Here is a 14,032-nt window from a genome sequence, read left to right as displayed (position 1 = left end):
ATGGCAGAATGTTAGTTTCATATTAACAGCGGCAAGTCTTAGAATTGTAAATTCTATGATCTCTGTTCGCTGTTTTTTAGGTAGAACCCGGCCAATAGGTTTTCCGTGTCGAGAGACAAGAACTTTCTGCATTAGAAAGAACAAGTTTGAAACAATCCATGATGAAGAACTAACTGAGCCCTTTGAATTTTGCAATCGTTTTCCAGAAACTCGAATTATGAAATGAAGATTAGTCGAATTTCTGGTATATAGCGAAGAAAGCGCTTCCGTTACAATAGAATCAAACACAAGTAGGGACCGAAATGGTAACGATAACAACCAACATCGACTGACTTGCAAAGGGATGTGGTTGTTCAGTTCAATAATACGATATGAGGAGAATGTATAATGGCAATGATTCGATGCAATTATTTCTCGGAAACGTTAGGACTAAGCACGTCAATGACCGTTATTCTGCCTCAAGCGACGAGGGGGCAAGTCGGAATGAAAGGCGCTGCCAACCGGGAGAGGCATCCCGTCCTCTGGCTGTTGCATGGAGGGTCCGATGACGATACGATCTGGATGCGACGGACATCGATTGAACGGTATGTTTCCGAGTTGGGACTTGCTGTCGTTATGCCTCAAGTCCAATTAAGCTTCTATACGGATATGGCTTACGGAGGAAAGTACGGTACATTTCTCATGGAAGAGCTTCCCCAGATTGCCCGGTCCTTGTTCCCGCTGTCGGATGCTCGTGAAGATAATTTTGTCGCTGGGCTATCGATGGGAGGTTACGGCGCACTCAGATGGGCGCTGAGCAAACCTGACATGTTCGCCGCTGCTGCTGGACTGTCGACCGGTAATTTTCCTTTTTGGAGTCCCGGGCCGGGAGGAGAGTCTCCTCCGTTTCTGCGGCTTGCATTCGGAGAAGGACCGCATGCGGGAACCGATAACGATCTTTATCACCTTGTCCAGACTTGCGATCATGCAGCTGGACCGAAACCTGCCTTTTACCAAGCATCCGGTACGCAAGATTTCCTTTACGATCTAAATATCGGAATGAAGGAAGCATTTGAGCGATCTTCACTGAACTATACATACGCTGAAGAGTCGGGCGTACACGATTGGGCATTCTGGGATAAGACCATTCAAGACGTACTGAAATGGCTTCCCTTGGATCGTTTGTAACATTTACTGCCCAATAAACTCCTCATTCCTTTCAATTGGAAGGGGAGTCATCCTCTTGTCTAAAAAATAAATAGCCGGTCTAGGACGTAATGTCGCGCCCTGGACCGGCATTTTTTTTAAACCACCTACTCTAAGTGTTCTCAGCACCTATCCTTGAGCTAATGTTAAGCGTTAGATCAGCTTAAAGCTGCTGGGAACATGCCTATGATGGCTGAATTCGGTATACGAATCATGAAAATGATAGCCGTATGTGGGTCGCCCCATCCGTAACGAAGTACGTAGAATGGTGGTTAAATGGGATAATACAGATTTAGCTATTGTTTATTTTTATGTTGATGTTCAGAATTTGTACAGGAATACATGTTAAAATCTTCATGAGAAGCGTGAAGGCACGCGGAATGGGCTAGGCTGGAGATTGGAAAGGCTGGTTCGGAACTTGCTGAGTATGTTTGACTTGATCAAGGAAAGAACGCCCTCCATTGTGAGGGCCTTTATACTGCTTATTTCAAAACTTGATATGGAGTTATTGGCAAACGGAGGTTTAAAAATGGAGAGAAAAATTCGAAATTCTGCAAAAGCACTAATTATTAAAGAAGGGAAAATGCTCGCAATTAAGCTCGATGATCATGGTGATGTTTTCTACATTATGCCTGGTGGAGACCAAAATGCAGGGGAAACACTGGCCGAGGCGGTTAAACGTGAGGTAGCGGAAGAAATCGGAGTGGATGTAGAACCGTTATCGTTGGAATTTGTAATTGAAGGGGTATATGGCGAGGCTTTTCATCGTGTGGATTTGGTTTTTTTATGCGAATACGTAGGGTCAATCGACAATTCTGTTCTGCAAGATGACAAAAACCAAACCCGATATGAATGGCTTGATATTAACAATATTACTAAAGAACCATTATATCCGTCCAAATTAAGAAAGCAGATTCTAAGGTTATCCAAGGGAGAAAAAACAGAAATGTATTTAGGAAATGAGGAACCTGGCCTGGAGACCCTGTCTGTTTAGAATCAATTTAAGGCTGATTTAACTACGGAGTATCCATTTATTGTTATTGGAAGAGTGGAGAACCTGCGTCTAATAGCTGATTGGAAAGATATGAAAGGTGTTGAATAAAAAAGATGACAGCATCATTTTCACATAAGCCCGAAGGATACGAATGTCCATTTTGTCGTGTTTGGGGTATCGAGCGCCCTAATCAGGGAACAAAACAAAGGGATATCATCTATCAGAATGAAAAGGTAACGGCATTTATAGCGAGCAAGTGGTGGCCAAACAATAAAGGGCATGTTCTTATCGTTCCTAATCAACATTTCGAGAACATCTTTGAACTCCCTGCGGATTACGCTGTTGAAATTCATCGCGCGGCTCAGCTTACAGCATTTGCAATGAAAAGTACATATGGATGTGATGGGATTTCTACACGGCAACATAATGAGCCTGCTGGCAATCAAGATGTGTGGCATTATCATCTTCATGTTTACCCGAGATATGTGAATGATCAGCTCTATCTGTCAAAGGGTTCTCAGTCCGATCCAGATGAACGTTCTTTATATGCTGAAAAGTTGCGTTCTTGGATAAAGGAGAACATTTAAGTTCTCTCATTAAGCTGCCCGGAAACGATAGTTCAAAAAATGAATGAGCAGTCTGCGATGCAGCAGACTGCTCATTTGATAATAATAAATGACTTATGACTTTGCTCCTCAATAGGGACGAAGTCAACGTTAAGGGGGGGACTCCGGCTTGCATACGCTATTCTAGAACATATTTGGCAATGGTTTCACTCATGTGGATATAGAATGTATTTGCATCGTGAAAACGAACGTCAGCTTGGTGAAAAAGTGCGTCATTCAGTACAATAGCATTTTTTATTTTTAGTGTACGAGAGTCCAGAATATAGTAGGCAGCTTTCTTCGGCTCTGGTTTAGATGAATCATACCAAGCTTGTGTCTTGTCGACGGCTCCGAAGACGATGCTCTGATCATTTAGTCGTTGTAATAGTCCTTGTGCAGGTAAATCAGTAAACCTCTTGGTCGCAATCAATTGATTGTTCGTATTGTACAGACTAAGCTTATTTTTCTCTTGAATCAGATAGTTATTTCCTAAGGATACGTATAAAGAATCGTACATGTTATGCGCATACGTAGTACCGAACACAGCATCCTGTGCTGGCTTGGGCAATGGTCTGATCCATTTTTTTTCCCCGTTCGGCTTGTAGCCGTGCAAGGTTTCCACTTCCGTCTTCGCATCATAAATGGGAACAATTAGAGTTCCCCCACTTAGAACCTCAAAGTCAGCATGAACAATATTGACGTGATCCTGCGGTTGGACAGCGGAAATAATCTTTTTTCCTGTAGGAATGGAGTAAATATCAATGGTCGTCGTGTTTCCCGGAGCATTAGAATTTATCAAGCCGACGTAGTTCTCCTGAATATGTCGTACGTGACCGGGAAACTCCCTTTGGATAAGCTGCTTGCCTTCCTTTGTAAAAAGGGAGATCACACTGGTGTCTTTGGTGAAAGTAACCACGGCTATGCGCCCATCTTCCAGGATGTTGAATTGAAAGTACTCTTTGAATGTCTTGACCCAGCGTGGCTTGTTATTTGAATCGAGAGAGATCAACTGATATACCTTTTTGTTACCAGACTTTACCTCATCGAAATAGTAGACGTTACCGCTCAGGTCTATTTCAAATGAATTGTACGGCATAGGCGAATTATGAATCCACTTCTGTTTCCCTGTTTTGTCGTCTATCGCGAGTAATGTGTGTACAGATTTGGATTTGCTGTTAGAGCTTCCTGATTGATACAAGAATGTATATGCAGTTTCAGAGTTGGTCTGTTCTGACACGATGGGGTAGACACTTTTTCCTGTGAAATAATAGTTCTTACTATGTATTTGGGTTGTCGTATCGGTCGGCACGTCATAGGTCCACTCTGGCTTTGGTAGCTGTTTGTAATCCGCAGCAGATACGGGAGTGGCGATGAGAGCTAAGGGAATCGTAAGGAAAGCTGCTAAAGTCGTGATTTGAAACGTACGTTTGGTGATCCTTTTCATGACATAAGGTCCTCCTCGTCTTGATTGTACTGGCCGATATTTTATTAGAAATTGGACAATCTTTTGATTTAAGCTCATCATATCAAGGGGAGCTTGTTCCGGCAGCACACATTTCAAGTGTCCCTCCTGAATGTTTCATAACGATTGGGAGATCCCTGCTCGTTGAGAAATCATGCGTTTTTTACATTCCTCCTTACTTCTGGTAAAATCAACCTTTCAATTATATCACATGATTTGATTCATTACCGTGGTAGATGCACTAAAAAAGAGGAGGGTAATGCAAAATGGAATTCCGATTTGGGAACGCAGCTATTCTTCTCCCCCCTTTACACATGACGATTATCGGAATCATTATTATTTTCTTATTAGTGAGGTGGAGCAAACAATTAGAAACAAGACGTTTTACGATTTTCTTTTACTTTTTGATCAGTACCTCCATTAATCCTATTTACTCTAGATATACAACAGAAGGTGTCTTTCAGCTTTGGATTCCCTTAGGGTTTATATTGATTTTCCTTTACTTGTTTCGCAGCAAAAGATATCATCCCTCTAAAATGAAAGCGAGTATTTTAGGGTTTTCCATAGCAATATACCAGTTAATTCTTCAATATGTCGGATAAGTTTTGATGCTTAGGCAAGCAGCTAGTTATATGGCAATAGAACTTTCTTGAATTTGAAAATTAATCATATATTACATTTTTTCCTTCTTCACTTAATTTTTTTAAAGATGTAAGCATGTGATTGATTTCTTCATCGGAGTGTCTTTCCCATGAAGCTAATTCAGCTACTATTTTAAGAGGCGATTTAGATCTATAGGAGCGTGTTGGGTTTCCGGGGAATCTTTTATCCGTTAAGTTAGGGTCATTTTCAAAATCTCCTAATGGTTCTACAATGTATATTCTTTCTTTTGAATTAGATTTTGCTAATTCAGCACCCCATTTGGCAGCATTTAGTGTTCCAGTAAAGTATATATGGTTAGATTTTTTTTCTTGGTAATTGGATAAGTATTGTGGTTCTAATAAATCACCAATTTTCAAATCTGCTTTTGTACCATGAAAAAAAGGACCCTGATCTAAAACAATTTTTTTGTCATCCATACGGATACACCTCTTCTTTTTAGATTTGTACTTAGCAGTATAGTGTAGGAAGTACCAAAAAAACAGTCTATAAATAAATATAAAATAACGGTATAATTTAAGTAGAGAGAATGATATTGAACGGAAATGACCTATTGTTAGGTTTTAATTCGTTAGCAGATAGGTTTGGGGGAAGAGCAGCTTTTGCTGATCTTCCTTATTTATTTGATTTTTATGCGAAATAGTGCTCCATATATCCTTAAAGTATGGTTTCTAAAAGTAGAGAACTCTACTTTTTAAATACAACTCCGAATTCCATAACAGGAATGCAGAGTTGTATTTTTATTTTTAAATAAATTTGTGTATATTAAAAAATACTTATTGTTAAAAATAATATATTATAATATACTTTTATCATTCGCGCGGATATTATTGTATCGTTTTTCAATCAACATGAAACAAATAATGGAAATAAATAATACGTATGGATTCAAAAAGGAGAAATGAAGAATGCCGAACAAACAAAATAAAAAAGCCGTACCTTCCTCTATAGGACTGATTATTCTCGGCATTATTTTTATTGCAGCCAATTTACGTACTCCCTTAACCTCAGTCGGTCCTTTAGTGAGTCTTATAAGGGATGATGTCCATATTTCAAATACATTGGCAGGCTTAATCACGACGGTACCCTTGCTTGCCTTTGCTTTATTATCGCCTCTGGTACCAAAATTAGGGCGGAGGTACGGGGTTGAACGTATTATATTGATTGCCCTAATCTTTCTGACTGTTGGTATTGTAATACGTTCTATCTCTGGCGCAGCTAATCTGTTTATTGGGACAGCAATTCTTGGATTCGCAATTGCCGTATGTAATGTATTATTGCCAAGTATAATCAAAAGGGATTTCCCAGATAAAATTGGCTCCATGACAGGTGTTTACTCCATTTCAATGAGTTTATGTGGAGCAATCGCATCGGGAATTAGTGTACCGCTGGCCGTGAACGCAGGTATGAAATGGCAGGGAGCATTGGGAATATGGGGGATTCTAAGTTTTGTATCGATCCTTTGTTGGTTACCCCACTTAAGAAATCAAACGAAGCATACAGCTGCGACGAGTCAACACATGGCCAGCAACGATGTGAATGTTTGGCGGTCTCCTCTTGCCTGGCAAGTAACCTTGTTTATGGGTATACAGTCCATGATTTTCTATGTGTTGATCGCATGGTTGCCTGAAATTTTAAAACAGCAAGGAATTGGCTCCAACCAATCAGGATGGTACCTCTCGATCATGCAGTTAGCTCTGCTTCCATTTACCTTTATTGTCCCCGTTATCGCCGGGCGCATGTCCAGCCAACGTTTGTTAGTGGTCATCACAACTGTTTTGCTTATTACAGGAACGCTCGGACTTCTTTACGGAAGCTCCAATATCATTTTGCTATGGATCATCATACTCGGAATTGGTGGTGGCTTCGCCTTTAGTTTGTCCATGATGTTTTTTGGGTTGCGGACTGAAAATGCGCATCAAGCAGCGGAACTTTCTGGTATGGCGCAATCGATCGGATATCTTCTTGCCGCAATCGGTCCTGCCCTTATAGGATATCTGCATGACACGACAAATAGTTGGAACCTGCCACTTCTCATTCTGCTTGGCGCTTCAGTCGCACTCTTTTTAGTTGGTATAGGAGCAGCAAGAAACCGTTCTGTAGGTAGCCGAAATAGTTACGAGCTGCCAGGAGAAGGATCATAAATATGGTTGACAAAATTATGGTGGGCATTGAAAAGCTGCAAACTCCTCGATGCAACCGTTGAAATGCCCCGAGACAAACAAACTCAAGCTGCCATGGGGGATTAACCTGGTAATAGTTCATCTTAAGGGGGATCCTGCGAATGAATCGCTGAGAGGTGTGATCGTCTTCAATCTGGCAGGGCTGCATACTCCGAATCGCCGGAAGCTCCAGAAACACAGCTGACGGCCGGTTCCTCGCAGCGTGGCTGCGTCACCGTGGAATATACGTCGAGGGACAAGAACATGATTCTATTGAAAGTCGCTATTTTATAGCGGCTTTTTCATTTTATCTGTAAGGACTTGCGGGTAAGCCATCATAATGTTAGCCGCGATCCTACCCGAAGTCGAACTCATGAAAAGCATCCCGGGAAACCTTCTTTGGATTCGTCATGAGTTACCCGTTTAAAGAGTGACAGATAATCAGCAACTGCCAGGATGTAAGTATTTTCGATGCTTTGTTGTTCCAAATAGGTTTTGATCTGAGGGTTCGAAGCAGACAAAGGTTAAACGTACAGCGCAGTACATTCATGGCATGGTGGTTTGATGAACAGAATGGGGAATTTCAATCCTGATCATCCTTCTGTTGTTGGGCATGACCAGTGCCTATATTTTACAACAAAACAATTTCGATATGGATGAACAAATCGTGGAAATCAATACCCCTCAGGGTAAACTGACGGGAGTACTAATTAATCATAAAGATGCGGTTCTTGAGCAAGAGCTTATTCCGATTAACGATCAGAAAGTGTGATAAAGTTATCTAAAGAGAATTGACGTGAATAGAGGGGGATTTCAAGTGCGGTCGGTGTACATATTGTCGGGACCAGCAGGAGTAGGGAAGTCAACAACTTCAAAAGCATTAGTTCGCACCTTAAAAAACAGTGCATATATTTCAGGAGATTATGTTAGCAATATGCATGTTAACGGTCGTCAGAAACCTTGGGAAAGCGAACAGGAGTTATCCCTAATTTGGAATAATATACTAAGTTTAGCGCAAAATTTCATTTCAAAGGGGATTGACGTAGTAATAGATTACGTAACTTTCCCAAGTGGAGCTTATTGGTTGAAAGACAGGCTAGAGGAGTTATCTGTAAATGTTGTTTATACGATATTGTGGGTTGATCCTGAGACCCTATTAAAAAGAGACAAACTTAGAAAACCAGAACATCAAATGGGAGAACGTTGTCTTATTTTAATCAACGAGTTCAGGGAATCAGGATTAGATACCAAACATCTTCTAGATACAAGAGAAAATAGCGTTGATGACATTGACCAAATTATAGAGGATATAAAGAACAATAAACAATACAGGTTAGTGGATTAACGAAAACGATAGATCAATTAAACCAAGAAAGAAGAACAATAGCAGCCATGAAGTCAATATTAGAATTTAAAGCACTTTAGATGGTAGTAAAGTGTATTTCGCTAGAACGATTGCTGCCGGGGAATCTCTGGATTGGATATTACTTTAAGAGATCGAAGTTAATTTTAGTTATGTATTTGGGAGTCCAGAGCTATATCAATTTGAATTGTTTCCATATGGCTCTCATCCAGTAGAACATTTGAGTCAATTAAGAGTGTGGTTACAAGTAATGGAGCAATATGTAAAACAATTAAAGTGAAATAAACCAACGTATGATGTGGTATGCCTAAGGCTAACAACGATGATATATACACGTTTAACAAACTATGATTTAAGGGAAGTTTCAAGGGACAAAACATAATTCCATTATAAGACGCTATTTTAGTGGCTTTTTTGTTTGATCGGTACAAGTTCTTGTACTGATTCGAGGACAAGAACTTATACCGAATGCCGGAATGGACAAGAACATTTTCCGATTATTGGGTTACAGCTATTTCACCTACTCGGCTGCGCCATAAACGGTCAAAAGTTAAGTAGACTGGTAGGTGGTCAAGGGGAGTGTAGCTTTTTCCTTTGTGGGAGAAGAGCAAATAGTAAAGAACAATTGATCCTCTCAATTTTTTATGATTGTTTCAATTTTTTAAGCATAGCAGTCCAAATTCTTAGGCCCGTCACCCATAGCGTCAGAGCAGAACTGTAACCGACAAAAGTAGATGTTGCAATCAGGGTTACATTATTAATAGTAGCGTTAATTGGTAAAAATAAAGTAATAACGCCTATAATACAGAGTGTTACTCCTGTACCATAATAAAAGTTTTCTCGAAACAAACGAGCTAAAGGGAAAAAGTGGATCCCGACAATGATTGCCATGATAGGAAAAAAGATTTCAAAATAATCAATCATGTTACAAATTACACTTGCGATAAAGATAGCAAGCCCTTCTAGACCAAAGATCAACCCAAATTTTCGATTTATGTTTCTCCTATGTACTATCTCTTCTGGTTCAATAGCGTGGTTTATATTACGTGCTTTACCAAAAAGTGATATCGCTCCGCTAAGTAAGATTAATGTCATAACTCCTGAAAGAACGAGTGACCAAGGATCTCCAAGTCCATGTGAACCAATAATACCAATGGAAGCCCAAAGAGCCCCAAAAAAAGTCATGAACATCACACCATTTGCAGCACCAAAGACCGCAGCTTTCGGTAATTTTACCACACTCATTATTTTAAGACTCCTTGATCGAATTTTATATTTCTATTTATCTAACCATCCTTCCTCCTTATTGTCTAGTTTTTTTTAATTAGTTCGGTTCCTGAAAAACGCGGTAAGGAGAACCCACTAATCACGGATATAATTACACAGATTAAATAAGGAAGTAGTTAATAGAACAAGGAACAAGCAGCGTTTCTCCAGTTTGATCTAGACCAAAGACGAGTCAGTACTGGACCTAAGCGGGGGAAGTTTCTCAGACCTTAATCGCAGATGCAATCCTGCTTTAGAATGATGGAAAATAAAGGGTCTACTATTATGATATATATGTAAAACATTACTAAGAAACGAGGTTTTTCAATGAAAAAGAAAAGAGTTTCAAAGGGATTTACTTTAATAACAGTTGGTGCGTTATTTTCTTCTTTACTGGCTGGCCCAACAGCATCTGGAAACTCGGTTTTATTGAGTGAGAGTAGGGCCGGATTAGAACAGACAGCCGCCCATACAGGGCCGATGTCCTCGGTCGAAGTTGAGCAATTTGCAGATGATTTCTTTAATCGGCCGGAAATCAAAAAAAAGCTAGTAGGTGCAGCTTTTACAATCGTTGCAGATAACAAGGTATTATTAAACAAAGGGTATGGCTATTCCGACCTGGAAACCAAAACTTTAGTGGACCCTGAGCAGACGATTTTCCGGATGGCTTCCATATCCAAAGTAATGACTGCCACTGCTGTAATGCAGCTTGTAGAGCAGGGGAAAATCAATCTCGACGAGGACATTGAAAAATATCTTGGTGGGATGACGATTACGAATCAAACGGGAACACCTGTCACCATGAGACATTTGTTGACACATACATCAGGGTTTGATTTCACTGATTATATTTCATCTAACAATGTAAATGACAAACAATCATTAGAGGAGTTTATTGAAGATAACCTGCCGACTGTTATACGAACACCAGGCGAGAGTTACCGGTATGATAATTTTGCTTTTGATCTTCAGGGATACATTATTCAACGAATGGTTGGTTATCCCTTTGAAGAATACATACAAAAGAATATTTTTAAACCATTGAATATGAAAAATAGTGATTTCCTCATGACTGAACAAGTCAAAAAACAGCTGGCCACGGGCTACGGAACAAATGGCCAACCCAAGGAGCAGTATCCAAATGACCCTGTTATTATGCCAGACGGAGGAATGTTTGGCACGAGTGGCGACATCGCTCAATTCATGTTAGCCCATTTGAATGAAGGAAGTTACGGTACATCTCAAATCCTCTCTAAAACGACAACAGAAGAAATGCATCGCACGCAAGTCCAAGTTCAAGAGCAGGTGCCCACTATGGCTTTGGGTTTCGAAAAATTTTACCGGCATGCATATCACGGCCAAATGGTTATTGGAAAAGGGGGAGATTTACCCGGCTATCATTCATGGATGTGGTTGATTCCAGACCAAAAGATTGGTGGATTCGTCATCACCAATAGTGACGCGAGCCAAGACATAGGGGAAGAATTGTTTACTGCATTTATGGATCACTATTACCCCCAAGAAAAACAGAAAGCAAAGGAATGGCCACTGAATTCAAATGAGCTGGATCAGTATACAGGAACCTATCGATATCTTCGCCAGCCTTACTTGTTCTTTGACATCGTGAAACAGAAAGGGGAACTTTCGATTTCAGGTCCAAATGGAACACATACATTAAAACCAGTCGGAGATCAGTTGTTCGTTGATGAAGAAGGAAACCAAGCCGCCTTCAAGAAAGACACGGACGGTAAAATCACCTATCTGGATTACATTTTACCTGACTCTTGGTTCGGAAAAATACCTGAGCTCCCTCAATATTCTGACGTAGCTAACGACGAATATGCTGAGGCTATTTACCGATCAACGAAATTGTTTATGCCACAGCACAATGAAAAACGTTCTACCCACTATTATCCTGATGAGGCTATGACGAGAGGTGAATTTGCATCCCAATTGATTCAGTTTGCTAATTTAAGACCCTCTGATAAGCCGGTAATCTTTAAAGATGCTGAAGGACACAAGTATGCATCTTCAATTCAAACCCTCGCAGACATTGGAATATTAGTCGGCACTTCAACTCAGATGTTTTATCCGGATCGTAAAATCACTCGCCAAGAAGCAGCTACAATTCTCTGGAGGCTCTCATCGAGCGTGAACTTACCTATAATCTCGGCAGAAATCGCTGATCAACCAGCACCTTGGGCAGTTGACGCCGTGAAATTTTTAGTCGGGGCAGGAATATACGGACCTGATGTAACCAGAAACGAAGAGGGAATTGTCAACTATCGGTCGCAAGAGCCTTTGCTGCGTAAGGAAAGTGCAGTAATTTGGGATTGCTTCAGCAAAATTCTGACTTCAGGATTATAAAATGGAGTCACGAAGTAGGAAGGAGAACAACAAGATGAATTTTAAATTATGTAGGCCGTTTTTATTGTTCTGTATTAGTGTATGTCTGCTTTCTCAATTCTCGGTTTCGGCCTATGCCGCAGATCAAATAGTAACAGGAGAAACCCCTTCTGGAATTCCCTATAACCGGCTGGAGCAAGAGATTGATAACTACGTCAATTCCCACATTGGAAAGTCAACTCCCGGCGCTGCGGTTGTGATCACGAAGGGCGACAAGATTGTTTTCTCCAAAGGTTATGGCTATGCCAATATGGAGCGTAAGTCTGCTGTTGATCCTGCTTCTACCGTATTTGCCTACGGATCCATTAATAAAGCGTTTGTCTGGACTTCTGTGATGCAGATGGTGGAAGCGGGCAAGATGAGGCTAGATCAAGACATTCGAACCTATTTCCCAAAAGAGGTCGCGGAGAAACTGCGTTATGACAAGCCGATGACTATGCTGGACATTATGAGTCACACCGCTGGCTATGAGCAGCATCCGCTTAGTACATTTACGCGGTCAAAAGAGAGTCTGACCTCGTTGGAAGAAACGATACTGTCTAACCAGCCGGAACAAATCTATGAACCCGGCACAGTAATAGCCTATTCCAACTTTGCCACGGCACTGGCTGCCTTGGCGGTAGAGAAGGTGAGCGGGGAATCATTCTCCGACTACGAGATGAACCATATACTTAAGCCTCTTGGAATGAATCATAGTTCTGGTCATCCCACTTTAGAGGATCACCGGGATCTGCTTAAGGAAAAAGCAACGGGTTATGCCAGTAAGCAGGAAGGAGGATTTGAAGCGAGGGCACATTATTATGTTCCTCTGTATCCTGCGGGAGCCATGGAAGGTACGGCGGAGGATCTAGCTCGGTTCGTGATGGCATTGTATACATCAGATAGTTCACTGTTCAATCGGCCGGACACTGCACGAAAGATGCTCTCCCGGAGTTATACCCCGAACGAAGAGATCCTGTCGAATGCGCACGGCTTTTGGGAATATCGGGCAGATCCTCACGTCGTTGGACACAGTGGGAATGTTAAGGGATTCTCCGGCAACGTTGCGATCGCTCCCGAGGAGCAGCTCGGTATCGTCGTCTTGACGAATATGGAGATAGAGCAGGAGCTAACCTCTGGTATCATTAAACTGCTGATTCAGGACCGAATGAAAGAAGCTGAAAATCCTGCTCCCCCTGCAGAATTGTCTCCATCCGGGGAACTGGCTGGATATTATGTACAGTCGGGTGGTACTTACTCTTCGTATCATGAGGTTATTAACTATCTGGGTTTGATTAAGGTGAAACCGAAAGGTGAGCATGACCTTGTACTGAGTGTGATGGGCATGACGGGAGAACTCAAACAAATACGTCCGAATGTATACCAATTTGCCAAATCCGACAGTCCAAGATTTGAAAGGTTGGCACCGGTTCTGTATGCAGAAATTTCTGACAAAGGTGTAAAACGATTGAGCAAGGGGATCGCCACGGATATATTACCGATCAAGGGAAGCCGTTCGCTTCCTGCCCTGATCATCTATTTGGTATGGGCTTTCTTAGCTATCGTATTCTTTCTGGTTGCTCCATTCGTTCTACTGATTCGATGGCTTCAGCGTAGTAAAAAGGGCGCTTCGTCAGCAACTGGCCGCATCATGTCGTCTGTTATCTTGTGCGGGACCCTTTTGGTAGCCAATGTCATATATCAGCTGGTGAATGCAGTGATCAATGAAAACGTAACAGTGGACCAAATGAACTTCGGGATCACTATAAATTGGGCACTGACCTTGCTTGGCACAGCGTTGTTGGGGGTTGCCATTGTTAAATGCCCGCAACTGATATGGAAGAAAGTGTGGTATACCGTTACAGGAGTGCTGTTTATTGGCTTTGCTCTGATGATGGCGCTATGGAATTTTTATAGTTTTATCCCGTAAGCACTGGAAGGAATTTAATA

General features: G+C 41.3%; 11 protein-coding genes. 8 read left to right on the top strand and 3 right to left on the bottom strand.

The window, feature by feature from the left end:
* Positions 1-387 precede the first annotated feature (387 nt).
* The 3 genes from PPA03S_RS13115 to PPA03S_RS13105 all read left to right on the top strand — a co-directional run bounded on the left by PPA03S_RS13115 (position 388) and on the right by PPA03S_RS13105 (position 2,766).
* Positions 388-1,167: an alpha/beta hydrolase gene (locus PPA03S_RS13115; RefSeq protein WP_062323524.1), complete on the top strand. Its 780-nt coding sequence runs from the start codon at positions 388-390 to the stop codon at positions 1,165-1,167.
* A 445-nt stretch (positions 1,168-1,612) separates the two neighbouring features.
* Positions 1,613-2,179 carry an NUDIX domain-containing protein gene (locus PPA03S_RS13110; RefSeq protein WP_082704138.1) on the top strand — a complete coding sequence of 189 codons (567 nt, stop codon included), beginning with the start codon at positions 1,613-1,615 and terminating at the stop codon, positions 2,177-2,179.
* A 113-nt stretch (positions 2,180-2,292) separates the two neighbouring features.
* A complete protein-coding gene (locus PPA03S_RS13105; protein WP_062323523.1) occupies positions 2,293-2,766 on the top strand; it encodes an HIT family protein in 474 nt (157 codons plus the stop codon).
* Positions 2,767-2,923: 157 nt separating this feature from the next.
* On the opposite strand, the gene PPA03S_RS13100 is transcribed toward PPA03S_RS13105, so the two are convergent.
* Complete coding sequence (locus tag PPA03S_RS13100; protein ID WP_062323522.1) at positions 2,924-4,228, bottom strand: hypothetical protein; 1,305 nt, start codon at positions 4,226-4,228, stop codon at positions 2,924-2,926.
* A gap of 680 nt (positions 4,229-4,908) precedes the next feature.
* Positions 4,909-5,325, bottom strand: coding sequence for an NAD(+)--rifampin ADP-ribosyltransferase (gene arr / locus PPA03S_RS13090; protein WP_062323518.1), 417 nt, complete (start codon positions 5,323-5,325; stop codon positions 4,909-4,911).
* Positions 5,326-5,814: 489 nt separating this feature from the next.
* On the opposite strand from arr, the gene PPA03S_RS13085 reads away from it, so the two are divergent.
* The 3 genes from PPA03S_RS13085 to PPA03S_RS13080 all read left to right on the top strand — a co-directional run bounded on the left by PPA03S_RS13085 (position 5,815) and on the right by PPA03S_RS13080 (position 8,413).
* Positions 5,815-7,050 (top strand): CynX/NimT family MFS transporter, encoded by a 1,236-nt coding sequence (locus tag PPA03S_RS13085; protein ID WP_062323516.1) that lies wholly within the window; start codon positions 5,815-5,817, stop codon positions 7,048-7,050.
* A gap of 631 nt (positions 7,051-7,681) precedes the next feature.
* Positions 7,682-7,840 (top strand): hypothetical protein, encoded by a 159-nt coding sequence (locus tag PPA03S_RS33310; RefSeq protein WP_167666026.1) that lies wholly within the window; start codon positions 7,682-7,684, stop codon positions 7,838-7,840.
* Positions 7,841-7,894: 54 nt separating this feature from the next.
* The gene (locus PPA03S_RS13080; RefSeq protein ID WP_245683612.1) at positions 7,895-8,413 is read left to right on the top strand and encodes a P-loop nucleotide/nucleoside kinase family protein; all 519 of its coding nucleotides are present in this window, start codon (positions 7,895-7,897) and stop codon (positions 8,411-8,413) included.
* A gap of 660 nt (positions 8,414-9,073) precedes the next feature.
* Here PPA03S_RS13080 and PPA03S_RS13075 read toward each other — a convergent pair.
* A complete protein-coding gene (locus PPA03S_RS13075; protein WP_062323511.1) occupies positions 9,074-9,676 on the bottom strand; it encodes a DUF7010 family protein in 603 nt (200 codons plus the stop codon).
* A 348-nt stretch (positions 9,677-10,024) separates the two neighbouring features.
* Between PPA03S_RS13075 and PPA03S_RS13070 the strand changes: the two genes are divergently transcribed.
* Positions 10,025-12,064 carry a serine hydrolase domain-containing protein gene (locus PPA03S_RS13070; protein ID WP_062323509.1) on the top strand — a complete coding sequence of 680 codons (2,040 nt, stop codon included), beginning with the start codon at positions 10,025-10,027 and terminating at the stop codon, positions 12,062-12,064.
* Between the two features lie 34 nt (positions 12,065-12,098).
* The gene (locus tag PPA03S_RS13065) at positions 12,099-14,012 is read left to right on the top strand and encodes a serine hydrolase domain-containing protein (RefSeq protein WP_062323507.1); all 1,914 of its coding nucleotides are present in this window, start codon (positions 12,099-12,101) and stop codon (positions 14,010-14,012) included.
* The last annotated feature ends 20 nt before the right edge of the window (positions 14,013-14,032 follow it).

The sequence above is a fragment of the Paenibacillus pabuli NBRC 13638 genome (assembly GCF_001514495.1).
GTDB classification, from domain to species: domain Bacteria; phylum Bacillota; class Bacilli; order Paenibacillales; family Paenibacillaceae; genus Paenibacillus; species Paenibacillus pabuli.
The sequence above is the reverse complement of the archived record's forward strand: the minus strand, read 5'-3'. Positions and strand labels throughout refer to the sequence as shown.